This window comes from Actibacterium atlanticum (assembly GCF_000671395.1).
Taxonomy (GTDB): domain Bacteria; phylum Pseudomonadota; class Alphaproteobacteria; order Rhodobacterales; family Rhodobacteraceae; genus Actibacterium_D; species Actibacterium_D atlanticum.
The window spans coordinates 133,475-155,316 of record NZ_AQQY01000007.1; the positions used below are offsets into that span (position 1 = coordinate 133,475).

Sequence of the window (21,842 nt, forward strand, 5' to 3'; positions counted from 1 at the left end):
GAACGGTGATTGAATTATTGGCTAGAACAGGTAGTGGTTCATAGAGTTAAATTTCTAGAACGAGCAATTCGATGTTTGAAAAGCATATTTGCCTAATGGGAGACTCCATCTTTGACAACGATGGGTACATTTTAGGGGAACCTGGCGTCATCGAACAGATGCGTCGTTCAATCCCAAAGTCCTGGTCGGCGTTCAAAGTCGCCGTAGATGGCGACTGCATGGAACACATTCCGACCCAGCTTGAGAAGGTGCCAACACACACGACAGATATTGTTGTGAGTATCGGTGGAAACGATCTTATGAAACTCCGCTATCTGCTCCCTCAGCTTGCGCAAGGCAGCAATCTGAAAGAACTTATCGCGACGCCACTCGCGGATTTTGAAATCGCTTATGGTTGGATGTTAGACGCGGTTTCTGAACTTGGCCTCAGAGTAAGCGTCTGCACAATCTACACCGCAATCCCTTTCGCAGAGCAGGAAATGAGGGATCATGCGCCCTCTGCGATCAGCGCCTTTAATGCCATAATCCAAGGTCTCGCAGAGGCGCGTGATATACCCGTGATCCGTTTGGACATGGCATGTGCAGAACAAGGTGACTTTTCGGCGATGTCCCCGATAGAGCCCTCATCACAAGGCGGACAAAAGATCGTGGACGCGATTCTTCGGACGCTTGGGCCAAACTGACGGGTGCGCGCACTGCGGCGGAGCAGACATTCGCAAGCGCCGCTGCACCCGTGACTATGGGCATGCAACGGGCCTTCAGACCACACCGCTCGACCCGCCCCATGCTGAAACGTCAGGCACGACAAGTTTCGGGCGCGCCTTTTCGCTTGCGGCTCAAAACCATGTTGGCGGGGCGTGCCGGGTTCTGTTAACGATACTCTCACCAAGAGGACCGCGAGCATGACCACCGAACTGCCGGAGTATTATTTCCGCGTGCGTGAAAACGGCGCCATGGTTTTCCGTATCGACACGGAGAACCGTCAGCGCCGTATCGAGATGGATCAGATCGCGGTGGCCAATGTCAAAAACGGTGACATCAAGCCCCACGGCGGGCGCGAGCTTTCTGAGGCTGACATGGCGGCCATCCAGAAATGGATGGAGGCCCGTCGCGCCCAGCTGGAAGAGCGCAACATCGACGATATCCTGCGCACGGTGGATCATCTGAACCTGACCACCCAATGGGCGCAAAGCAAAGCGACGGACGATCAGCTGGATACGGTGACAGATTCTTTGTTGCTGGCCATGCATGACCTGCGCACCGTATTGGTACGCAAGAAAGCCGACCGCATCATGAAGAATACCCCGCAAAAATGACTCCTCCTAAAGTGCACTCTCCGCTTGCCTATCGCAGGGAAGTTGACGGATTGCGGTTCATCGCCGTTGTCCCTGTAATCCTGTTCCACGCTCAGGTGCCGTTTTTCACCGGCGGCTTTGTCGGGGTCGACGTGTTCTTTGTCATCAGCGGCTTCCTGATCACCTCGATCCTGATGAATGATCTGGAAAAAGACCGGTTCTCTCTGGTCACGTTCTATGAACGGCGCGCCCGGCGCATCCTTCCGGCCCTGTTCGCCATGATCGCCGCCTGCGTGGTCGCAGCCGAGCTGATCCTGCTGCCCGGCGAGTATCAGGACTTCGCCGAAAGCGCGGGCACAGCGGCCGTGTTCCTGTCGAACGTGTTCTTTTGGGCAAACTCGGGGTATTTCGACCCGATCAGCGAAGAAAGCCCGCTGTTGCACACCTGGAGCCTGGCGGTCGAAGAACAGTATTACCTACTGTTCCCCTTGATCCTGTGGGCGCTTTGGAAGGCCGGGCCAAAAACCATCGTGGCAACTTTGACAGCGATGACGCTGGCGTCTTTGGCCTTGGCGGAATGGGGCTGGCGAAACGAACCGACGATCAACTTCTACTTCATCGGGTCGCGCGCGTTCGAGCTTTTCATCGGCTCTCTCAGTGCGATCTGGGCGCGGCGTGCACCGCAGACGAATGGCTGGTTGGCGGGCCTTGGGCTGGCGATGATCGTGGCCGCGATCTTTGGCTATTCTGAAGAGGTCCCCTTCCCTTCGATCTATGCCTTGTTGCCCGTGGTTGGCACCGCGCTGGTGTTGCTGTTCGCCCGCGACGGCACGCAAACCGCGCGCCTGTTGTCCTTGCCCTTGCTGGTCTGGGTCGGGTTGATCAGTTACAGCGCCTACCTATGGCACCAACCCCTGTTGGCCTTTGCCAGGGTGCAAGAATGGGTGCCCCTGAACGCCCTGCTGACCACCGCGCTAATCGCGATGACCTTCGCGCTGGCCTTCGTGTCATGGAAGTTTGTAGAACAACCCTTCCGCAGCCGTGGCACCGACGCAAAGTTTTCGCGCCGCCAGATATTTATCGGCTCGGCTGTGCTGATCGCCGTGACCTTTGCATACGGGCTTTACGGACGGGCCTCGGACGGGCGGCTGGAACGCTGGAAACTGGCCAACCCGGACATCGCCCGAGAGTATGCCCTGCTGCACGATGGCCGTGAAAACCACAAAACCCGCCCGGATAAGTCTCGCCCCTGCACCCGGAACCACCGCCAGTTCAATGCCCAGACCGAAGAACAAATTCTCGCCTGCTATGCGCAGTATGGCCCTGCGGTTGCCGTGCTGGGGGACAGCATCGCCGAAGACCTGCACGGCGCCATGGTTGCGGCGTCAGAGCGCCCCTTCATTCTGGGGCTGACCCTGGGGGGCTGTCGCCTGAATCGCCCGGTCGACAAATGCTCGCTGGATCAGATTCTGGATTTCGCCAGCCGCCACCCCGAAGTCTTCGAAGCCGTTGTGACTCAACAGCTGTCTTCACCCCAGATGGTCTGGCCCTCTGGCAGCCCGGTTCTTGTTCAGGATCTGCGCGCCCTTGCCTATGACGCCGAAATCCCGCCGCTGACGCTGAACACGGAACTTGTTGAGACCGGGCTGGATTATGCCGCCCGCCTCGCCGCACATGTGCCGGTGTATTTCCTTGCGCCCCGCGTCGAACATCATGTCCCCGCCGCCGAGGTGATGCGCCAGGGCTGCGATGTCTCCTATAAACTGCGCAGCGGTCAGATGGCGCTGTTCACCCAGTTGGATACCTATTTCCAAGAGCGCATTCCGCAGCTTGGCGTGGACGGGCTGCGCTATCTGCCGCTGTCGCAGATGCATATCTATGACCCGGCCACAGAAATCATCACATGCGATGTGGCTTACTGGCGCGACGGGCATCACTGGAGCGCCAAGGGAGAGGCGTATTTTGGCCGCCGTCTGATTGAAACGGGGCCCTACCCGTTCACTTGGTTCGCTGCGCGCGGCGGTTAACCGGCTAGGCGATGTAGTTGCGGGTCCAGAAACGGTACATGGTCGATGCGGCGGCAACCGCCAGCCCAACGGCCAGCCCCAGCCAGATGCCGATGCCGCCCCAGTTCAAGGTGAATCCCAGAACATAGGCCACCGGCATGCCGATCAGCCAATAGGACACCGCGGCCAGTACCATGGGCACCTGCGTGTCCTGCACGCCGCGCAACAAGCCCATCGCCAGCACCTGGGCCGCGTCGACAAACTGAAACAGCGCCGCTGCGGCCAAAAGCCCGATCCCGATGGCGATTACCGCCCCCCGGTCCGGGTCCTGCGGCGACAAGAACAACCCCAGCAAGGTTTCAGGCAGCAATAGAAAAACAAGGATCGTCACCACGCCCACCGCGCCGGACATATAGACAAGAACCATGGCACCTCGGCGCAGGTTGAATTGATCTTGCCGCCCGACGGCCTGTCCGGCACGCACCGTGCCCGCGCTGGCCAGCCCCAGATGCACCATGAAAACCAGCGATGCGATCTGTAAAGCGATCCCATGGGCGGCCAGTTCTATCGTGCCGATCCAGCCCATCATCACCGACGAGAACGCAAACAGCCCGACTTCGGCCAGATGGGTGATGCCGATCGGCCATCCCAGCTGAAACACGGCGCGAAAGGCCTCCCAATCGGGGCGCCAAAGCCGGGTAAACAGACTGTCGTCGGGCACCGCACGGATCACATAGACCACCAGCACAAGCACCATCGCCCCGCTGACCCCCAACGAAGCCCAGCCCGCGCCGGCGATGCCCAGCTCTGGCGCTCCCCAATTGCCAAAAATCAGCGCGTAATTGCCCAACGCATTCAGAACCACCGCCACCAAGGTCACCCACAGGATCACCCGGGTGCGTTCCAATGCCGCCAGATAGCTTTCCAACACCATCACCCACAGCGCTGCCACAATGCCCCAGCCCCGCACGCTCAGATACTGGCGCGCCAGTTCAGCGATTGTGTCTTCTTGTCCCAGCGCCCGCATCAACGGCCCCGAGAACACAAAGACCGGCAAGCAGGCCAGACCAAACAGCGTCGACAGCCACAGTGCCATGCGGGTGATGCGGCGGGGCTGGCGGCCTTCTCCGGCAGCACGCGCGCGCGCCACCATGGGCGTGACAGCCATGGCAAATCCCGATCCGACCACGAAAAGCACAAAGAAAATACCGCCACCGACCACCTCGGCGGCCAACGCTTCAACGTCATACCAGCCCAGCATCACAGCATCGGTCAGCGTGATCCCAAATTGCGCCAACTGGCTGCCCACCAAAGGCAGGCCAAGTATCAAAATGGCACGAAAGTGCTGCGCATATGTTTGGGCGACCTGCGTCATCCCCCAGCCTTATGCCAGCGAAAATGCCGGGTCCACCCCCGTCAGCCGGGGTGACGTGCGATCATGTCGATCAAGGCCGAACGGCCCCTGTGCCCAGCGCCTTCATCAATCTCGGCCTCGTAAGATTCCAGCCGCAACATCTCATAGCCCGCGAAAGCCTCGGCCAGCAGGTCTTCGGTATAGAGGTTTTCCAACACGCCGGGCCCGCCGGTGCGGTACTCCAGCTGTTTGGGCGTATAGCCATGCAGCGCGATCAACCCGCCCGGCGCCACGGCCTGTTTCATCCCGTCAAAAACCCGGGCGCGTCCCTCGGCGCCAAAGAACTGGATGAACACCCCCGCCACCAGATCATAGGGCCGCGCGCCCCAGTCCCAGGTGGTGACATCGCCCTGACGAATGTCCGCCGTGACCCCCCGGGTCTGCGCCAGTGCCAGCGCCTTGTCCACCGCGTTGGGGGCGAAATCAAAGGCGGTCACATCCAGCCCCTGTTCAGCCAGCCAGACCGAATTTCGCCCTTCACCGTCGGCCACACACAGGGCCGACTGCCCGGCGGCGATATGCGGCCCCAACCGATCCATAAATTGCGCGGGCGCTGTTCCAAACAGATACTCCTGCCCCGCGTAACGCTCATTCCACATGCTGCTGCCCCACAAAAGAAAACCATCGCCCCCAATATGAGGGCGATGGCAGAAAGTTACAGGTGTGATGCACCTTAGCTGCGCGGTTTGCGCTGGCTGGGGTGCAGCGAGGTCCCCAGAATATGATTCGACTTGTGGATCACATGCTGCGCCTGTCCCACGATCAACGGATCGGGGACGGTGGCAACCTCGGGGTCTTTGCCGGGGTAATCCACGGTGCTCAGGAAATGACGCATGCATTCCAGACGGGCGCGTTTCTTGTCATTCGACTTGATGATGGTCCACGGCGCATCAGCGGTGTCGGTGTAAAAGAACATCGCCTCTTTGGCCTCGGTGTAATCGTCCCACTTGTTCAGGCTGGCCTTATCAATCGGCGACAATTTCCATTGCTTGAGCGGATCCGTCTCACGCGAAGCAAAGCGGCGGCGTTGTTCGTCCTGCGTGACCGAGAACCAGTATTTGTACAAACGGATACCCGAGCGCACGAGCATCCGCTCCAGCTCGGGGGTCTGGCGCATGAATTCCAGATATTCGTTGGGTTCACAAAAGCCCATGACACGTTCCACACCGGCGCGGTTGTACCACGAACGGTCATACAGAACGATTTCACCCTTGGTGGGCATGTGGTCAATATAGCGCTGGAAATACCACTGGCCGCGCTCTTCGTCGGTGGGCTTGTTCAACGCAACAACACGGGCCGAACGCGGGTTCAGGTGTTCGGTGAAACGCTTGATCGTGCCGCCCTTACCGGCGGCATCGCGGCCTTCAAACAGCAGCACAAATTTCTGCCCGGTTTCCTGCGCCCACAGCTGAACTTTCAACAGCTCAGCCTGCAACCGGGCCTTCTGGCTTTCGTAGTCGCGGCGCGAAAGCTTGGTCGTATAGGGGTATTCGCCGCTTTCAAAAGCATGGGCGATCGACTCTGTTGTCGGCAGGTCATTGATGGTGGGCTCAGCCGCCGCAACGGGGGCTTTCGCGGGCGCCGTGGCGCGCGGTGCAGCCGCAGGTTTCGAAGCGACAGGTTTCGCAGCCGTCGAGGGCTGAGCACCGTTTGTTGCAGCTTTGGCTGTGGGCATGGGCAGGACTCCTTTGTGTGAATACCTGCGCTGTAACAGTTTGGTAACAAGCCCGCTTTGATGCGCATCAAACGGCGTTTATTTCACCTCCAATTTGGCGAAGCAGAGTGATACTATTCACGTCATACGAGAAATTTGTTTGTACTTGACGCTACGTAAATTAACTTGGTGCCAAAGGCCGATTCCGCGCCTTGGAAGGTATCCCGGGGGAAACCCATGGTAGACACAAGATATTGCACTGCAGGGCGCGATGTTTCGGGCAACTGGTATATTGCCTGCAAGGAACAGGGGCTTAGCAGCCTTGAGATCCTGACAGAGCTTGGCTTCACCCTCTCCCTCTCGATGCCCATTGATCAGTCGTACCATCACGCCGCCAAGCATATCCGCAAGCACGGCGGGCTCTACTGGCGCACAAATGCCGAAGGCGAATACGGCACCATCGCCGGGATTCCCAAGCAAAAGGGCTAGGCGCGCAAGCGTGGAATCCCAGCGATTTCGCCAAATCTAACTGCATGTGCCATTGCTCCTTGCCCCGACCCCTGCTCTAATAAGACCCCAATACAAACACCAATAAAGAGCAGCGGTATGGCCAACGACCTTCTGACAGGGGCCTCCCCCGACGATTACGATGCATCCTCGATTGAGGTGCTTGAGGGGCTGGAGCCCGTCCGCCAACGCCCCGGCATGTATATCGGCGGCACGGACGAACGCGCCCTGCACCACATGGTGGCCGAAATTCTGGACAACTCGATGGACGAGGCCGTCGCCGGCCACGCCAATCGGATCGAACTTGAACTCCACGCTGATTACTCCATCACCGTGCGCGACAACGGCCGCGGCATCCCCATCGACCCGCACCCGAAGTTCCCCGATAAATCCGCGTTAGAGGTCATCCTGTGCACCCTGCACGCGGGCGGTAAGTTCTCGGGCAAAGCCTATCAAACCTCGGGCGGTCTGCACGGGGTTGGCAGCTCTGTGGTGAACGCCCTGTCAGATTCGCTGATCGTGCAAGTCGCCCGCAACCGCGAACTGTTTGAACAACGCTTTTCGCGCGGCCTGCCGCTTGGCGGGGTCGAACAGATCGGCGCCGCTCCCAACCGGCGCGGCACCACCGTGACCTTCCACGCTGACGAAGAAATCTTCGGCCACCACCGGTTCAAACCCAAACGCCTGTTCACGCTGGCCCGCTCCAAAGCCTACCTGTTTTCCGGCGTGGAAATCCGCTGGAAATCGGAAATCGACGATGGCGAAACCCCCACGGAAGCCACCTTTCACTTCCCCGGCGGTCTGGCGGATTACCTGTCCGAGGTTCTGGGCAGCGCCGCCACCTATTCTGACGCCCCTTTTGCGGGCAAAGTGGACTTCAAGGAAAAGTTCAACGAACCGGGCTCCGTCGAATGGGCCATCAACTGGACCCCGGCCCGCGACGGTTTCATCCAGTCCTACTGTAACACCGTCCCCACCCCCGAAGGCGGCACCCATGTCACCGGCTTCTGGGCCGCGATCCTTAAGGGCATCCGCGCCTATGGCGAGCTGGTCAACAACAAGAAAGCCGCGCAAATCACCCGCGACGACCTGATGACCGGCGGCAGCGCGCTTGTCAGCTGTTTCATCGCCGACCCCAGCTTTGTCGGCCAAACCAAAGACCGCCTGTCGACCGAGGCCGCGCAAAAGCTGGTTGAGGGCGCCGTGCGCGACCATTTCGACAACTGGCTGGCCTCCGACACCAAGGCCGCCGGCGCGATCCTCGATTTCCTTGTCCTGCGCGCCGAAGAACGCCTGCGCCGCAAAAAGGAAAAAGAGACCCAACGCAAATCCGCCACCAAAAAGCTGCGCCTGCCCGGCAAGCTGGTGGATTGCTCGCGCAACAACCGCGACGGCACGGAACTGTTCATTGTTGAGGGCGACAGCGCCGGCGGCTCGGGCAAAGCCGCCCGCAACCGCGAGACACAGGCCCTCCTGCCCCTGCGCGGCAAAATCCTGAACGTGCTGGGCGCGGCCAGCTCGAAACTGTCGACGAACGCCGAGATCAAGGATCTGTGCGATGCCATGGGCGTCGGGCTGGGCACCAAGTTCAACATCGACGATCTGCGCTATGAGAAAATCATCATCATGACCGACGCCGACGTCGACGGCGCCCATATCGCGTCGCTGTTGATGACTTTCTTCTTCACCCAAATGCGCCCGCTGATCGACCAGGGGCACCTGTATCTGGCCTGCCCGCCGCTCTACCGGCTTACGCAGGGCTCCAAACGGGTTTACTGCCTGGACGAGTTCGAACGCGACGACTGGCTGCAAAAAGGCATCGGCGGCAAGGGCAAGATTGATGTCTCGCGCTTTAAAGGCCTGGGTGAGATGGACGCCAAAGACCTGAAAGATACCACCATGAACCCCGAAACCCGCAAGCTGATCCGGGTGACGATAGACGAGGACGAACCCGGCGAAACCGACACGCTGGTGCAGAACCTGATGGGGAAAAAGCCCGAGAAACGGTTTGAATATATCCAGGAGAACGCACGGTTCGTGGAGGAGTTGGATATTTGAGGCATCTGCGCAAGCGCTTCCAACGGCTTCTCAACAAAAGCGCGCTTGCCCGTGTTGAAAGACGCCCAGCACCCGCGATGATACCGATGGGGCGTAGCACAAAGGAAACTAATTGCTACTACGCCTATCTTCATCTCAGAGGGCAACGAGAAAAATCCGCACTTTTTGACGCGATAGAAGATCAGGAAGTGATTTGCAGGTTATTTGATGAAGCGGAACGTAGGTTTCATATACCCAGTTCGATACCAGTGCAGGAATTGGAAAACTATCAACTTGAAGTTACACGGTTTCTTGGTCCGGTCAGGTCAACACATAATACAGCCTTAATTTTTTTGATCGCCGATACCTTGGGATACAGCTGGATTGCCCTTAGGTGGGATCAGCTAAGGCAGCATCTCTTCAATATTACCTACAAATCGCGCACCGACAGAATTGTGCTGCTTAGTGAGCTTGTTGAACTCTATATCAATGCCAAGTCCAGCAATCAAAGTTTTCAAGAACCCGATTTGGGCACAGCAATGAATATCTACTTTAAGCTTCATGGAGGCAGATCAGCATCGCGCTCAAGATTCTACGAGGAATACGCCCGCTTTGAACTACTGTTAAAATCACTTTTAGATAGCGGGGACCTTTCATACTCAAACGATACCTTTAGCTATCAACTGAAAGCGAGATCCCTTCGAACGATCGCCGAATTTGAATCTGAACAACAGCGTCACGAGGATCAGGTAAAACAAAACCGAAGACTTCTTTGGCTAACCGTAATTATTGCGATTTCAGCGCTAATCGGTGCTCTAGATGTATTGGGGTTACTTGAGATGTATTGGGGTTACTTGAGCTAACAAATGAGGTTTCAGGTTCGGAAACAGCGGCGCACTCAGACCGGCCTTGATCACCCATCTGACTTGCCATCACCCAAGGGCAGCGCCTGACCCGAGGGTGGGCGTGAAGCGCCCGCCCGTGGGGGCGGGTCGGGCGGTGCCCGGCCTATCGCCCGGGCGGAACGGTTGATGGGGCACTGCAAAGCTCGAACCCTTGCATCCGGATGATCCCGCCCGTGGGGGGTGAGGCACGATCAGAATTGATCCGGGGGATCAATTCCGTGTCGAACGGGCGCGGCCCGGCCTATCGGCCGTGCCAGACGGTTGATGGGGCGGCGCACTCCTCTGAACCTTGTATCAAGATGATCCCGCCCGAGGGGTGGTAATGCACGATCAAAATTGATCCGGGGGATCATTACCGCGCTGATGATTTTACAACCCAAAAATGCGCGAAAACCCGTCTGCGCCTGTGCCGCCGCTTCCCCTGCCCCGGCCCACATTCTATAACCCGGTTAACAAACACTTTCGGAGGCCCGCTATGAAACGCCTGACCCTGATCCTTGCCCTCACCACCCTTGCCGCCTGCGCCACGATTGAAGGCGCCGGTCAGGACATTTCGACCGCCGGGGATGCGATCTCCGAGGCGGCGCGCAGCGCCAAGTAAGCCGCACAGCGTATGCATAGGTTGTGCATGGGATGTGCATCGCTTGTGCATCCGCTTTTTAGCGTTGCAAACAACGTTTTGGCACCGCCGCGCCCTCTTGGCGCGCACCGCAAAAGGCGCAGCGCCAGCACGCCTCGGCGCGGTCTTCTCGCCAGCGGCAATTGCGTGTCAGGCTGGTGGTTTTGAAGCGATAGAACATCACGATCAAAGCCACGATCAGAATGATCAGAACCAAGGGCATGGGGGCCTCCTGTGCGCGACCCTATGTCAACACCTCCAAACAAGAAACCCCCGCAGGTGGGGCGGGGGTTCGACATGTTTTGCCCGGGGCCTAGGCGGCCTCGTAATAGGCAAAGTTTTGCGGGGTGTCTTTGTCGGCGACAGTCAGCGCCGGTTTGGACAGCGGGGTGTAGTATGCCCAAGCCTGCTCCAGCAGTTTCAGGGCGTTTTGGGCTGACGCCGACGGGATTTTTTCAACATTGTTCATTGGTTACTCCGGGTGGATTGTTGCCCTCCCTGCCCCGCTACATAGGCCCGCCGGCGCGCCGTGACAGCCCACAATCCCGCAAACTCGCCATGCAGTGACTGCAATACGAAAACAGCCCGACCAAAGGCCGGGCTGCGATCTTCTTGATTTTTCAGTGGCTTAAACCACGCGTTCGACCATCATCTTTTTGATCTCTGCGATTGCCTTGGCCGGGTTCAGACCTTTGGGGCAAGTATTGGTGCAGTTCATGATCGTGTGACAACGATAAAGCTTGAACGGGTCTTCCAACTGGTCCAGACGCTCGCCGGTGGCTTCGTCGCGGCTGTCGATGATCCAACGGTAAGCATGCAACAGGGCGGCTGGCCCAAGATAGCGATCGCCGTTCCACCAGTAGCTCGGGCACGAGGTCGAGCAGCTGGCGCACATCACGCATTCATACAGGCCATCCAGCTTCTTGCGGTCCTCGATGGACTGCTTCCACTCTTTGGCGGGGCGGTTGGTCTTGGTCTCCAGCCACGGCATGATCGACGCATGCTGCGCATAGAAATGGGTCAGATCGGGGATCAGGTCCTTGACCACCGGCATGTGCGGCAGCGGATAGATCTTCACATCGCCCTTCACCTCGTCCAGCCCGTAAATACAGGCCAGCGTGTTGATCCCGTCGATGTTCATGGCACAAGAGCCACAAATGCCCTCACGGCACGACCGGCGGAAGGTCAGGGTCGGGTCGATCTCATTTTTGATCTTGATCAGCGCATCCAGGATCATCGGACCACATTTGTCCATGTCCAGGAAATAGGTATCAACGCGCGGGTTCTGACCATCGTCGGGGTTCCAACGATAGATCTTGAACTTGCGCACATTGGTCGCGCCTTCAGGCTTGGGCCAGGTTTTGCCCTGCGTGATCTTCGAGTTCTTGGGGAGTGTAAACTGTGCCATTTGTGTCCTCCTTAGAACGTCCGCGCTTTGGGCGCGATTTTCTTGAGTTCAATGCCACCGTCATCCTCGGAAACCAGAGGATCAGTGATGACAGGGCGATAGCTTAGATCAACCTTGGTGCCGGTCTCGTCGATGCGGCTGACGGTGTGGACGCGCCAGTTTTCATCGTCGCGTTCGGCAAAGTCCTCGTGCGCGTGGGCGCCGCGGCTTTCCTTGCGCGCCTCGGCCGACACGATTGTGCTCAGGGCCGAGGGCATCAGGTTGGTCAGTTCCAGCGTTTCCATCAGGTCTGAGTTCCACACCAGCGAGGTGTCGGTCACGGCCAGATCACCCATCTTACCGGCGATCTCGGTCATGGCTTCGACGCCTTCGGCCATAGTCTTGGCGGTACGGAAGACTGCAGCATCACGCTGCATGGTCTTCTGCATTTCCAGACGCAGATCGGCGGTGGAAATCGAGCCTTTGGCGTGGCGCAGACCGTCGAAACGGTTGAACGATTTCTCGATTTCCGAGGCAGGCGCAACCGGAACCGGGGTCGAGGCATCGACAACCTGACCGGCGCGGATGGCCGAGGCACGGCCAAACACCACAAGGTCGATCAGCGAGTTCGAGCCCAGACGGTTCGCCCCGTGAACCGAAGCACAACCTGCTTCGCCCACGGCCATCAGGCCGGGGACAACAGCGGTCGGGTCCTCAGAAGTCGGGTTCAGAACCTCACCCCAATAGTTCGTGGGGATACCGCCCATGTTATAGTGCACGGTCGGCAGAACCGGGATCGGCTCTTTGGTCACGTCAACACCGGCGAAAATCTTGGCGCTTTCCGAGATGCCCGGCAAGCGTTCGGCCAGCGCGTCAGAGGGCAGGTGGTTGAGGTTGAGGAAGATATGATCGCCCTCATCGCCCACACCGCGGCCTTCGCGGATTTCCATGGTCATCGAGCGGCTGACATAGTCGCGCGGTGCCAAGTCTTTATACGTGGGTGCGTAACGCTCCATGAAGCGTTCGCCTTCAGAGTTGGTCAGGTAGCCGCCTTCGCCGCGGGCACCCTCGGTGATCAGGCAGCCCGAACCGTAGATGCCCGTCGGGTGGAACTGAACGAACTCAAGGTCCTGCATGGGCAGGCCGGCGCGCATCACCATACCGCCACCGTCGCCGGTGCAGGTGTGGGCCGAGGTGGCCGAGAAATAGGCGCGGCCGTAACCACCGGTCGCCAGAACAGTCATCTTGGCGTTGAAAACGTGGAAGGTACCGTCGTCCAGCTTCCAGCACAGAACACCCTGACATTCACCGTCTTCCGACATCAGCAGGTCGATAGCGAAGTATTCGATAAAGAATTCCGCGTTGTTCTTGACCGACTGGCCGTACAGGGTGTGCAGGATCGCGTGGCCGGTCCGGTCAGCTGCGGCACAGGTCCGCTGAACTGGCGGGCCTTCACCGTACTCAGTCGTGTGGCCGCCGAACGGGCGCTGGTAAATCTTACCTTCTTCGGTGCGCGAGAACGGCACACCATAGTGCTCCAGCTCGTACACGGCCTTGGGCGCCTCACGCGCTAGGTATTCCATTGCGTCGGTGTCGCCCAGCCAGTCCGACCCTTTGACGGTGTCGTACATGTGCCACTGCCAGCTGTCGGGGCCCATGTTGCCCAGCGAGGCAGCAATACCACCCTGCGCGGCAACCGTGTGCGAGCGGGTCGGGAACACCTTGGTGACACAGGCAGTACGCAGGCCTTGCTCGGCCATGCCCAGCGTGGCGCGCAGACCCGCGCCGCCGGCCCCTACGACCACAACGTCATAGGAATGCGTCTCGTATTCATATGCAGACATATTCTTGTTGCTCCTTAAAACGCGATGCGCGCAATGGCGAACAGGCCGGTGCCGATCAGGACATAAGAAAATCCGGTGACGGCAATCTGGGTCAGTTTGCCTTTGATGCCGTGGACGTAGTCTTCAACAGCAGCCAGCGTTTCCAGTTTGATATGATAGATGCCAATGATCAGACAGATCGACAGGACAATGGCGACAAACGGGTGGGCGAAATAGGCCAGAACCTCTTCGCGGGTGCCCCCCATGCCGAAGCCAAAGACGAAAATTGCCAGCGGCACGATGAACAGCAGCGCGATAGAGGTCGCGATTTCAACCCAATGGTGATGGGCGCCGGCACCACCGGCACCAAGCCCCTGGGCGCGTTTACGGTCGGTAAGGTACTGCATTATGCGCTTCCCATTGCCATGATGATTGCGGTCAGAACGGCCAACACTGTCGCGCCAATAAACATGCCCCACCCCATCTTTTTCGAAATCTCAAGATCCAGGCAGTAGCCGAAGTCCCAGATCACATGACGCAGGCGGCCCAGCATGTGGTACCACAGCGCCCACGAGAACAGGAACAAAAGCAGGTCGCCAAACCAGCTGCGCAGCACCCCGTCAACAAAGCCGAATGCAGCATCCGATGTCGCCGCAGCCAGCAGCCAAATGATGGCCAGTACAACAACACCATAAGACGCGATCGCCGTGATGCGGACCATGATCGACGAAATCGAGGTGATCTGAGGTCGGTAATATGGCCCGATCATAAATGGGGAAAGAGGACGGTTGCCTCTGTTCACATCTGCCATGACTGTCCCTTCTCTTCACAAGTATAAGCTCATTGGACCAAGGTCTTACGCATTTTCCCACCGGAGTCACGTCGCGTTAGCGCTGAACGCAGGGTTTTTGGTCCGTTTTTTGAGGAATTTTTTACAATGTGATCACATGCATCCGAAGCGTGATCACAAATTTCGGCGATTTTGAAATCTTACCCAATAAGTCGGGAAATTGCCCCTGAAACATTGCACGGCTGGGGCAGGATGTCGCAGTCGCAAGTGTAAACAGGGTGACCCAGCGCGGAAAACGCCGGATCACCCTTGTGATCACAAGGGCATCAAAGCCCAGTAATCCAGATCCAAAAGGACGTCAGGCAGGTACTTTCCGTCCTCGCCTTTCAGGGCAAAGGGTTCGGCCCCGGCCTTGGTGGCGACCAGACGCAGGCGCACCGCGCCAACACCCGGGGCGCTGGTTTCCGCTTTGTCCAAAACCTCCGTCCATGCTTTCACCGTGTCGCCGCTAAAGCACGGGTTGGCATGTGCCCCACCGTTCAGCCCGACAATCATCTGCGCATTGGCCAGCCCGTTGAACGACAGCGCCCGCGCCATCGAAATCACGTGGCCGCCATAGATCAGGCGCTGGCCATCGGGGCGGAAGGTGGCATCGAAATGCACCTTGGCGGTGTTCTGCCACAGGCGGGTGGCGATCATGTGCTCGGCTTCCTCGATGGTCACACCATCAACGTGGTCGATGGTCTCGCCGACCTCATAGTCGCCCCAGCGATGGCTTTCACCGGCCAGATCAAAATCGTAGTTGGTGAAATCCAGCCCCTCTGGGATCACCAGATCGGCCGGGTCGACGACCTTGGCCAGATCGGGCAGCACGGTTTCGGGCGCGGGCGCATCCAGATCGCGCTTACGCACCATCACCCAGCGCACGTATTCCAGCACGGCCTCGTCATTCTGGTTCAGACCGCGGGTGCGCACGTAAACCACGCCCGACTTGCCGTTCGAGTTCTGCTTCAGGCCGATGACCTCGGACTCCGAGCGCAGCGTGTCACCAGGATAGATCGGTTTCAGGAACTTGCCCTCACCATAACCAAGGTTCGCCACGGCGTTCAGCGACACATCCGGCACGGTCTTGCCGAACACGGTGTGGAAGGTAATCAGATCGTCCATAGGCGAGGCCGGCAGGCCCGAGGCCCGTGCAAACTCGTCCGACGAGTAAAGCGCATGACGGGCCGGATACAGCGCGTGATACATCGCCCGCTCGCCGCCCGAAACGGTGCGCGGCACGGCGTGTTTGATCACCTGACCGATCTTATAGTCTTCGAAAAAATTGCCAGCGTTGGTCTTGGCCATCACAATTGTCCTAACTTCATCTCGGGCGAGTATTCACCCTCTACCTCTTTGACGACGGCCTGCGCACAACGCATCTTGCCGGTCGCCGGATCATGGGCATAGGCCGGGCTGCCATGCAGCTCCCAGCCCTTTGCCAAAGCTTGCGTCACCTTGTGACAAAAGGCGGCGGTGTCTTCCTCGGTCAGCAATCTGTAAGCTTTCATCCTATCCTCCGGGGAAGGGCGACGGGCCCAGCCAGCCGTGCAGGAAGCCGATCACCAGCACCAGCACAATCGACGCGCCAAAGAACATCGCATCCTTGGCCAGACTGCCGCCCGGGCGGGGTTGCCATTCGGGTTCAGCGCGGTTGATCACCACCAACTCGCTCAGCGCCCAGACCAGCAAACCACCGAACAGCACCAGCGAGGCCAGATCGCCATTCACCACCAGATGCGCCCCCGCCCACAGGGCAAAGCCCGCCAGCATCGGGTGGCGCATTCCGGCCAGCAGCTTGCCCTTTTTGGGCGCGGGGCTGGTCATGTAGAACGCGACCAGCACCACCAGATTGTTCAGATGCAACGTCCAATAGGGCGCGGCCCACAGGAACACGTCCCCGGCGCTGCGATAGCCAAACACCATCAGCACAATCGCCACCACCAAGGCGATGGCCACGAAACCGGGACCCTTGTCGCCCAGTTGGGCACGGGCATCCGGTGCGAAGCGTTTGAACAGATGCGCGGCCCACCACAGGGCCACACCAAGGACGAGCAACAGCATGGATTATCCTTCCAGCGATTTGATCGCGGCCACTTTGGCCAGCGTTTCCTTCGCTGTCACGATATGCAGGTTTTCAACGATTTTGCCATCCACAACAGCCACACCCAGCCCTTCGGCCTCGGCTTTTTCAAAGGCCTCAATCTGACGTTCGGCCAGATCAATCTCGGCGGCGGACGGGGCGAAGGCTTCGTTTGCAATTGCAACCTGCGCCGGGTGGATCAGGGTTTTGCCGTCAAAGCCCATGTCGCGGCCCTGATCGCATTCGACCTTCAGGCCCTCTTCGTCTTTGAACGCGTTGTAAACGCCATCAACGGCGGCAATGCCTTCGGCGCGGGCGGCCAGCAGGCACAGCTGCAGCGACGTGACCATCGGCAGGCGATCCGCGCGAAAGCGGCATTTCAGCTCTTTCGCCAGATCGTTGGTGCCCATCACGAAACCTTCCATGCGCGGGTGCGCGGCGATCTCAAGGGCGTTGAGCATCCCAATCGGCGTTTCCATCATCGCCCACAGCGGCACATCGGGGATAAGATCGGCAACCGCCTGCACATCCGCGGCCGAGCCCACTTTGGGGATCAGGATCGCTTCGATGTCAGCGCCGACAAATGCGGCCACGTCATCAGCGCCCCATTCGGTGTCCAGACCGTTGATCCGCACGATCCGCGCGCGCGGGCCGTAATCAGCGGTTTTCAGGGTCTCGGCCAGCAAGCCACGTGCGTTGACCTTTTCATCCACGGCCACGGCATCTTCCAGATCAAAGATGATCGCGTCGACCGGCAGGGTCTTGGCCTTTTCCAAAGCGCGCTCTTTCGAGCCAGGAATATACAGCACCGAACGGTAAGGGCGTGCACTGCTTTGCATGATTCTTTACTCCCGCAATTTTGTTGCGCAAACCTTCACATTCACGCAGCAAATGGCAAGCCCTGATTTGCCGCGACGCAGAAAAGAGCAGGAACGGCCGGGCCGTTAACTCTATTTTCTGACCCTGAGGGCCACGCTTTTGGAATTCGCACATGGCGCATTCCCTCGAAAGGAGGACCGATGAAATATCTGTACATCCTCACAGCTGGCCTGATCGCGCTGGCCACACCCACGGCCGCCCAGCAACAGACCAACTGCGCCCCGCGCGCCACAGTGCTGGAGCGTCTTAGCTCAAAATATGGCGAAACCCTTCAGGCGTCCGGCCTGGGTGGCAACCAATCGGTGGTCGAACTGTTTGCCGCCCCGCAAAGCGGCACCTGGACCATTACCGTGACCCTGCCCAACGGCCTGACCTGCCTTGTTGCCAGCGGCGAAAGTTATGAGCCGCACCTGAAACCCGCGGGCTTCCCTGTCTAAAGGCCGCTTTTGGCCTAGGTCAGCGCGTCCCAGATCAACTTAGACCCGGTGAGCGTCAGCAAGACATAGGTCAATGCAAAGAAGGCCCGCTCGGGCACCAGATGGTGGGCCTTCACGCCCAGCCATGCCCCGGCCACCGCAAAGGGCGCCAGCACCAGATCCGCCAACAGCGTCTGCGTGGTGAAGATCCCCAAAAAGGCATAGGGCACGAATTTCATCACGTTCACTGCCCAGAACACGATTACCGTGGTCGCCTGATAGGTGGTCTTACTGGGCTGCGAGGCCAGCAGGTAGATCGTCGCCGGTGGCCCGCCCGCATGGCTGACGAAACTGGTAAAGCCCGTGACCATACCGAACACGCCACCCATCGGGTTGGAAAACCCGCCGGACCGCAGGCGCAACAGCCCCGATTTCAACACCATCTGATAGATCACAAACCCCACCGCGATCAGCCCGATCAGCAACCGAAACACATCCGGGTTGGTGGACTTGTAAAGCAGCGCGCCCAGCGCAACACCGGGCACCGCCCCCAAGATCAGCATCTTGGCCTGCGTTGCATCCCACTTCTTCCAATAGGGCTTTAGCGACGCCATATCCATCAGCATCAAAAGCGGCAACATCACTCCGATCGCCGGCCCCGGTGGCAGGATCAACGCAAGAATCGGAGTCGCCGCAAATGAGGCACCAGAGCCGAACCCGGCCTTCGACACAGCGGCAAAAATGACCGCCGGTATCGCTAGCGCAAAAAAAACCATATTCATCTCGAACATCGCGCTGCTCCGGAAAACCCCTGCTTTTCACACCGCTACACCAACGTTAGCGCAATAAAAAGCGCGATTTCGCCCGTGCCGCGGCGCAGCGGGCTTGCGCGAAGCCGCTCGAATGGCTAGGCATTCCGCCAATTTCAATCAGACAGGGATCAACTTCATGTCCAGACCCAAGATTGCCCTCATCGGTGCAGGTCAGATCGGTGGCACGCTCGCCCACCTGGCCGCAATTAAAGAACTCGGCGACGTCGTACTGTTCGACATTGCTGACGGTATCCCGCAGGGCAAGGCGCTCGACATCGCGGAATCGGGCCCCTCGGAAGGCTTTGACGCCGCTCTGAAAGGCACCACCGATTACGCCGATATCGCGGGTGCAGACGTGATCATCGTAACCGCTGGCGTTCCCCGTAAACCGGGCATGAGCCGCGACGACCTGCTGGGCATCAACCTGAAGGTTATGAAATCGGTTGGTGAAGGCATTGCTGCCAACGCTCCCGACGCCTTTGTGATCTGCATCACCAACCCGCTGGACGCCATGGTTTGGGCGCTGCAGCAGTTCTCGGGCCTGCCCGCGAACAAAGTTGTCGGCATGGCCGGTGTTCTGGACAGCGCACGCTTCCGTCACTTCCTGTCGGTTGAATTCGACGTGTCGATGAAAGACGTCACCGCCTTTGTTCTGGGCGGCCACGGCGACACCATGGTTCCTTCGGTGCGTTACTCGACCGTTGGCGGCATCCCGCTGCCCGATCTGGTTGAAATGGGCTGGACCTCGCAGGAGAAACTGGACGAGATCGTTCAGCGCACCCGTGATGGCGGCGCCGAGATCGTTGGCCTGCTGAAAACCGGCTCGGCTTACTACGCGCCCGCCACCTCGGCCATCGAAATGGCTGAAGCCTATCTGAAAGACCAGAAACGCCTGCTGCCTTGCGCCGCTTACTGTGACGGCGAGTTCGGTCTGGACGGCATGTATGTGGGCGTGCCCACCATCATCGGCGCCGGCGGCATCGAGAAAGTCGTGAACATCAAGCTCAACAAAGAAGAGCAGGAAATGTTCGACGTTTCGGTCAACGCTGTGAAAGGCCTGGTCGAGGCCTGCAAAGGCATCGACGAAACCCTGGCCTAAGCGCCAACACAGCGAAAAGATCAAAGGCCGGTCCTGCGGGGCCGGCCTTTTCTATGCGTCCCGTCCAGAAACAGCAGGCCAACGGGCTACAATTTTAAGCACCCTGAATGCTGCGCGGCCCTACCCGCGACGGTTTATTCATTTCCGCCTTGCAGCGTCAGGCGAATCAACGCAAGCAGCCCGGCGTGCGGCTTTTGTGATCACACTCTGAATAGCCGTGATCACAAATCGCAAAATCCCTGTAAAATAACGCTAACATGATGAAAAACCGTTTGTTCGTGCAGGGCAGGCGTGCATGGTGGCGCTTGAATTGCACTAGAAACGGGACAGTTTCATGAACATTCATGAATATCAGGCGAAGGCTCTCCTTCGTGAATACGGCGCCCCGGTCTCTGAAGGCCGGGCCGTGTTGAAAGCCGAAGATGCGAAAACCGCAGCCGGCGAGATGGGTGGCCCCCTTTGGGTCGTCAAAGCGCAGATCCACGCAGGTGGTCGCGGCAAAGGCACCTTCAAGGAAGCCGAAGCTGGTGAAAAAGGCGGCGTGCGTCTGGCCAAGTCGGTGGAAGAAGCCGCCGAAGAAGCCAAAAAGATGCTGGGCCGCACTCTGGTCACGCACCAGACCGGCCCCGCTGGTAAGCAGGTCAACCGCATCTACATCGAAGATGGCTCGGACATTGAGCGCGAACTTTACCTCGCCTTCCTGGTGGATCGTCAGTCTTCGCGCATTTCGATTGTGGCCTCGACCGAAGGCGGCATGGACATCGAAGAGGTGGCTGCATCCACCCCTGAGAAAATCCTGAGCTTCTCGATTGATCCCGCCACCGGCTATATGCCCTACCACGGCCGCCGCGTTGCTTTCGCGCTGGAACTGGAAGGCGCACAGGTCAAACAATGCGTGAAACTGCTGGGTCAGCTCTATACCGCCTTCGTTGAGAAGGACATGGAGATGCTGGAAATCAACCCGCTGATCGTCATGCCCGATGGCAACCTGAAACTGCTGGACGCCAAGCTGGGCTTTGACGGCAACGCGGTTTACCGCCACGCTGACGTCGCCGCGCTGCGCGACGAAACCGAAGAAGACCCCAAAGAGCTGGAAGCGTCGAAATACGACCTGAACTATATCGCTCTGGACGGTGAAATCGGCTGCATGGTGAACGGTGCTGGTCTGGCGATGGCCACCATGGACATCATCAAACTGTATGGTGCTGAGCCTGCAAACTTCCTCGACGTTGGCGGCGGCGCCACCAAAGAGAAAGTGACCGAAGCCTTCAAGATCATTACCTCGGACCCCAACGTAAAGGGCATTCTGGTGAACATCTTTGGCGGCATCATGCGCTGTGACGTCATCGCCGAAGGCGTTGTCGCCGCGGTGAAAGAGGTCGGTCTGCAAGTGCCGCTGGTTGTGCGCCTTGAAGGCACCAACGTTGATGCGGGCAAAGAGATCATCAACACCTCGGGCCTGAACGTCATCGCAGCCGACAACCTGTCGGACGGCGCTGAGAAAATCGTGAAAGCGGTGAAGGGTTAAGCAGTGAAGTTCGGAACAATACTTGCTCTTCTGGTTTACGCTGGTGCGCCTTCGGCGGCAGTCAGCGACCAATTGAGTCTTGCTCCGGACTTTATTGATGTCTGCGCAAAACACGTTGGCAAAATCAAAAGTGCGAAACAGAAAGCCTTGTCGGTGGGCTATGAAAAGCCCCCGCTGGGTGCACTTACTGGCTACTTCGCTGAAATTTCGTTCGATTTACATATGCTTACCGGAGAACCGGAAACGCTTGTGAAGTTTGACGAAGGAATGCGGCGATATGCTTTCTTTGCAGTGGGCGAAGCGTCTTCTGTTTTCGAAGAAGCTAGGTCCGTTTGTTCGGTGGTTGTGACTAACGACAACCCAAATTTCGCGCTGGCCGAACTTGTTGATGGATTGTTTCTCGGAGACCCTGCCAACTCTCACATATCAGGCGAACACGTAACCTATCTATGGGAATTTCCTAATCTGCCGGATGTCTTCATTCGTTTTTCGTATGTCCCGACTTCCGAAACCCCAGGTTATGAAGTTTCGCAGCTAGAATTTTGA

At 58.6% G+C, this 21,842-nt stretch carries 25 protein-coding genes; 11 read left to right on the forward strand and 14 right to left on the reverse strand.

Annotation, left to right across the window (positions count from 1 at the left end; translation table 11 throughout):
* The first annotated feature begins 71 nt into the window (after positions 1–71).
* The 3 genes from ATO10_RS11860 (at position 72) to ATO10_RS16040 (ending at position 3,322) form a co-directional block, all read left to right on the forward strand.
* Positions 72–683 (forward strand): SGNH/GDSL hydrolase family protein, encoded by a 612-nt coding sequence (locus tag ATO10_RS11860; protein WP_035251718.1) that lies wholly within the window; start codon positions 72–74, stop codon positions 681–683.
* A 219-nt stretch (positions 684–902) separates the two neighbouring features.
* A complete protein-coding gene (locus ATO10_RS11865; protein WP_035251721.1) occupies positions 903–1,316 on the forward strand; it encodes a hypothetical protein in 414 nt (137 codons plus the stop codon).
* Positions 1,313–3,322: an acyltransferase family protein gene (locus ATO10_RS16040; RefSeq protein ID WP_081806511.1), complete on the forward strand. Its 2,010-nt coding sequence runs from the start codon at positions 1,313–1,315 to the stop codon at positions 3,320–3,322. Before ATO10_RS11865 ends, ATO10_RS16040 begins: the two co-directional genes overlap by 4 nt.
* Before the next feature lie 4 nt (positions 3,323–3,326).
* On the opposite strand, the gene ATO10_RS11875 is transcribed toward ATO10_RS16040, so the two are convergent.
* The 3 genes from ATO10_RS11875 to ppk2 all read right to left on the reverse strand — a co-directional run bounded on the left by ATO10_RS11875 (position 3,327) and on the right by ppk2 (position 6,390).
* Positions 3,327–4,676, reverse strand: coding sequence for an MATE family efflux transporter (locus tag ATO10_RS11875; RefSeq protein WP_035251724.1), 1,350 nt, complete (start codon positions 4,674–4,676; stop codon positions 3,327–3,329).
* A 41-nt stretch (positions 4,677–4,717) separates the two neighbouring features.
* Positions 4,718–5,314 carry an SAM-dependent methyltransferase gene (locus ATO10_RS11880; protein WP_035251726.1) on the reverse strand — a complete coding sequence of 199 codons (597 nt, stop codon included), beginning with the start codon at positions 5,312–5,314 and terminating at the stop codon, positions 4,718–4,720.
* Positions 5,315–5,388: 74 nt separating this feature from the next.
* On the reverse strand, positions 5,389–6,390 hold the full coding sequence (gene ppk2, locus ATO10_RS11885; protein WP_051598123.1) for a polyphosphate kinase 2: 1,002 nt from the start codon (positions 6,388–6,390) through the stop codon (positions 5,389–5,391).
* Positions 6,391–6,606: 216 nt separating this feature from the next.
* Between ppk2 and ATO10_RS11890 the strand changes: the two genes are divergently transcribed.
* From ATO10_RS11890 to ATO10_RS11905, 4 genes are all read left to right on the forward strand, one after another.
* Complete coding sequence (locus ATO10_RS11890) at positions 6,607–6,858, forward strand: hypothetical protein (protein ID WP_035251729.1); 252 nt, start codon at positions 6,607–6,609, stop codon at positions 6,856–6,858.
* Positions 6,859–6,975: 117 nt separating this feature from the next.
* Complete coding sequence (gene parE / locus ATO10_RS11895; protein ID WP_035251731.1) at positions 6,976–8,934, forward strand: DNA topoisomerase IV subunit B; 1,959 nt, start codon at positions 6,976–6,978, stop codon at positions 8,932–8,934.
* Positions 8,931–9,776: a hypothetical protein gene (locus ATO10_RS11900; RefSeq protein ID WP_155886759.1), complete on the forward strand. Its 846-nt coding sequence runs from the start codon at positions 8,931–8,933 to the stop codon at positions 9,774–9,776. Before parE ends, ATO10_RS11900 begins: the two co-directional genes overlap by 4 nt.
* 517 nt (positions 9,777–10,293) lie before the next feature.
* Positions 10,294–10,419, forward strand: a complete 126-nt coding sequence (locus ATO10_RS11905) for an entericidin A/B family lipoprotein (RefSeq protein ID WP_035251736.1) — start codon at positions 10,294–10,296, stop codon at positions 10,417–10,419.
* 58 nt (positions 10,420–10,477) lie between these two features.
* On the opposite strand, the gene ATO10_RS11910 is transcribed toward ATO10_RS11905, so the two are convergent.
* The 10 genes from ATO10_RS11910 to ATO10_RS11950 all read right to left on the reverse strand — a co-directional run bounded on the left by ATO10_RS11910 (position 10,478) and on the right by ATO10_RS11950 (position 17,401).
* Positions 10,478–10,660 (reverse strand): hypothetical protein, encoded by a 183-nt coding sequence (locus ATO10_RS11910; protein WP_035251739.1) that lies wholly within the window; start codon positions 10,658–10,660, stop codon positions 10,478–10,480.
* Between the two features lie 90 nt (positions 10,661–10,750).
* Entirely contained in the window at positions 10,751–10,906 is a 156-nt protein-coding gene (locus ATO10_RS16535) for a hypothetical protein (RefSeq protein ID WP_202898661.1), read from the reverse strand.
* A gap of 159 nt (positions 10,907–11,065) precedes the next feature.
* Positions 11,066–11,845 carry a succinate dehydrogenase iron-sulfur subunit gene (locus ATO10_RS11915; protein WP_035251741.1) on the reverse strand — a complete coding sequence of 260 codons (780 nt, stop codon included), beginning with the start codon at positions 11,843–11,845 and terminating at the stop codon, positions 11,066–11,068.
* 11 nt (positions 11,846–11,856) lie between these two features.
* On the reverse strand, positions 11,857–13,668 hold the full coding sequence (sdhA, locus tag ATO10_RS11920; RefSeq protein WP_035251744.1) for a succinate dehydrogenase flavoprotein subunit: 1,812 nt from the start codon (positions 13,666–13,668) through the stop codon (positions 11,857–11,859).
* Between the two features lie 14 nt (positions 13,669–13,682).
* Positions 13,683–14,054, reverse strand: a complete 372-nt coding sequence (gene sdhD / locus ATO10_RS11925) for a succinate dehydrogenase, hydrophobic membrane anchor protein (RefSeq protein ID WP_035251746.1) — start codon at positions 14,052–14,054, stop codon at positions 13,683–13,685.
* Positions 14,054–14,458, reverse strand: a complete 405-nt coding sequence (gene sdhC, locus ATO10_RS11930) for a succinate dehydrogenase, cytochrome b556 subunit (RefSeq protein ID WP_035251748.1) — start codon at positions 14,456–14,458, stop codon at positions 14,054–14,056. The genes sdhD and sdhC overlap by 1 nt, the downstream gene beginning before the upstream one ends.
* Positions 14,459–14,752: 294 nt before the next feature.
* Positions 14,753–15,787 (reverse strand): MaoC family dehydratase, encoded by a 1,035-nt coding sequence (locus ATO10_RS11935; RefSeq protein ID WP_035251750.1) that lies wholly within the window; start codon positions 15,785–15,787, stop codon positions 14,753–14,755.
* On the reverse strand, positions 15,787–15,990 hold the full coding sequence (locus ATO10_RS11940; RefSeq protein ID WP_035251751.1) for a DUF1737 domain-containing protein: 204 nt from the start codon (positions 15,988–15,990) through the stop codon (positions 15,787–15,789). The genes ATO10_RS11935 and ATO10_RS11940 overlap by 1 nt, the downstream gene beginning before the upstream one ends.
* A gap of 1 nt (position 15,991) precedes the next feature.
* Positions 15,992–16,543, reverse strand: coding sequence for an NnrU family protein (locus ATO10_RS11945; RefSeq protein ID WP_035251755.1), 552 nt, complete (start codon positions 16,541–16,543; stop codon positions 15,992–15,994).
* A gap of 3 nt (positions 16,544–16,546) precedes the next feature.
* Complete coding sequence (locus tag ATO10_RS11950; protein WP_035251758.1) at positions 16,547–17,401, reverse strand: HpcH/HpaI aldolase/citrate lyase family protein; 855 nt, start codon at positions 17,399–17,401, stop codon at positions 16,547–16,549.
* 180 nt (positions 17,402–17,581) lie between these two features.
* On the opposite strand from ATO10_RS11950, the gene ATO10_RS11955 reads away from it, so the two are divergent.
* Entirely contained in the window at positions 17,582–17,878 is a 297-nt protein-coding gene (locus tag ATO10_RS11955) for a hypothetical protein (RefSeq protein ID WP_035251760.1), read from the forward strand.
* A 14-nt stretch (positions 17,879–17,892) separates the two neighbouring features.
* Here the strand turns inward: ATO10_RS11955 and ATO10_RS11960 are convergent, their stop codons facing one another.
* Entirely contained in the window at positions 17,893–18,648 is a 756-nt protein-coding gene (locus tag ATO10_RS11960) for a sulfite exporter TauE/SafE family protein (protein ID WP_035251763.1), read from the reverse strand.
* 157 nt (positions 18,649–18,805) lie between these two features.
* Between ATO10_RS11960 and mdh the strand changes: the two genes are divergently transcribed.
* The 3 genes from mdh (at position 18,806) to ATO10_RS11975 (ending at position 21,842) form a co-directional block, all read left to right on the forward strand.
* Positions 18,806–19,768, forward strand: a complete 963-nt coding sequence (gene mdh, locus ATO10_RS11965; protein ID WP_035251765.1) for a malate dehydrogenase — start codon at positions 18,806–18,808, stop codon at positions 19,766–19,768.
* 334 nt (positions 19,769–20,102) lie between these two features.
* Entirely contained in the window at positions 20,103–21,296 is a 1,194-nt protein-coding gene (gene sucC / locus ATO10_RS11970; RefSeq protein WP_035251767.1) for an ADP-forming succinate--CoA ligase subunit beta, read from the forward strand.
* 3 nt (positions 21,297–21,299) lie between these two features.
* Positions 21,300–21,842, forward strand: a complete 543-nt coding sequence (locus ATO10_RS11975) for a hypothetical protein (RefSeq protein ID WP_035251768.1) — start codon at positions 21,300–21,302, stop codon at positions 21,840–21,842.

What these genes read in the sequence shown, in the direction of transcription:
- ATO10_RS11860 (WP_035251718.1), top strand. Translation starts at nt 72, where the DNA reads ATGTTTGAAAAGCATATTTGCCTAATGGGAGACTCCATCTTTGACAAC.
- ATO10_RS11865 (WP_035251721.1), top strand. Translation starts at nt 903, where the DNA reads ATGACCACCGAACTGCCGGAGTATTATTTCCGCGTGCGTGAAAACGGC.
- ATO10_RS16040 (WP_081806511.1), top strand. Translation starts at nt 1,313, where the DNA reads ATGACTCCTCCTAAAGTGCACTCTCCGCTTGCCTATCGCAGGGAAGTT.
- ATO10_RS11875 (WP_035251724.1), bottom strand. Translation starts at nt 4,676, where the DNA reads ATGACGCAGGTCGCCCAAACATATGCGCAGCACTTTCGTGCCATTTTG.
- ATO10_RS11880 (WP_035251726.1), bottom strand. Translation starts at nt 5,314, where the DNA reads ATGTGGAATGAGCGTTACGCGGGGCAGGAGTATCTGTTTGGAACAGCG.
- ppk2 (WP_051598123.1), bottom strand. Translation starts at nt 6,390, where the DNA reads ATGCCCACAGCCAAAGCTGCAACAAACGGTGCTCAGCCCTCGACGGCT.
- ATO10_RS11890 (WP_035251729.1), top strand. Translation starts at nt 6,607, where the DNA reads ATGGTAGACACAAGATATTGCACTGCAGGGCGCGATGTTTCGGGCAAC.
- parE (WP_035251731.1), top strand. Translation starts at nt 6,976, where the DNA reads ATGGCCAACGACCTTCTGACAGGGGCCTCCCCCGACGATTACGATGCA.
- ATO10_RS11905 (WP_035251736.1), top strand. Translation starts at nt 10,294, where the DNA reads ATGAAACGCCTGACCCTGATCCTTGCCCTCACCACCCTTGCCGCCTGC.
- ATO10_RS11910 (WP_035251739.1), bottom strand. Translation starts at nt 10,660, where the DNA reads ATGCCCTTGGTTCTGATCATTCTGATCGTGGCTTTGATCGTGATGTTC.
- ATO10_RS16535 (WP_202898661.1), bottom strand. Translation starts at nt 10,906, where the DNA reads ATGAACAATGTTGAAAAAATCCCGTCGGCGTCAGCCCAAAACGCCCTG.
- ATO10_RS11915 (WP_035251741.1), bottom strand. Translation starts at nt 11,845, where the DNA reads ATGGCACAGTTTACACTCCCCAAGAACTCGAAGATCACGCAGGGCAAA.
- sdhA (WP_035251744.1), bottom strand. Translation starts at nt 13,668, where the DNA reads ATGTCTGCATATGAATACGAGACGCATTCCTATGACGTTGTGGTCGTA.
- sdhD (WP_035251746.1), bottom strand. Translation starts at nt 14,054, where the DNA reads ATGCAGTACCTTACCGACCGTAAACGCGCCCAGGGGCTTGGTGCCGGT.
- sdhC (WP_035251748.1), bottom strand. Translation starts at nt 14,458, where the DNA reads ATGGCAGATGTGAACAGAGGCAACCGTCCTCTTTCCCCATTTATGATC.
- ATO10_RS11935 (WP_035251750.1), bottom strand. Translation starts at nt 15,787, where the DNA reads ATGGCCAAGACCAACGCTGGCAATTTTTTCGAAGACTATAAGATCGGT.
- ATO10_RS11940 (WP_035251751.1), bottom strand. Translation starts at nt 15,990, where the DNA reads ATGAAAGCTTACAGATTGCTGACCGAGGAAGACACCGCCGCCTTTTGT.
- ATO10_RS11945 (WP_035251755.1), bottom strand. Translation starts at nt 16,543, where the DNA reads ATGCTGTTGCTCGTCCTTGGTGTGGCCCTGTGGTGGGCCGCGCATCTG.
- ATO10_RS11950 (WP_035251758.1), bottom strand. Translation starts at nt 17,401, where the DNA reads ATGCAAAGCAGTGCACGCCCTTACCGTTCGGTGCTGTATATTCCTGGC.
- ATO10_RS11955 (WP_035251760.1), top strand. Translation starts at nt 17,582, where the DNA reads ATGAAATATCTGTACATCCTCACAGCTGGCCTGATCGCGCTGGCCACA.
- ATO10_RS11960 (WP_035251763.1), bottom strand. Translation starts at nt 18,648, where the DNA reads ATGTTCGAGATGAATATGGTTTTTTTTGCGCTAGCGATACCGGCGGTC.
- mdh (WP_035251765.1), top strand. Translation starts at nt 18,806, where the DNA reads ATGTCCAGACCCAAGATTGCCCTCATCGGTGCAGGTCAGATCGGTGGC.
- sucC (WP_035251767.1), top strand. Translation starts at nt 20,103, where the DNA reads ATGAACATTCATGAATATCAGGCGAAGGCTCTCCTTCGTGAATACGGC.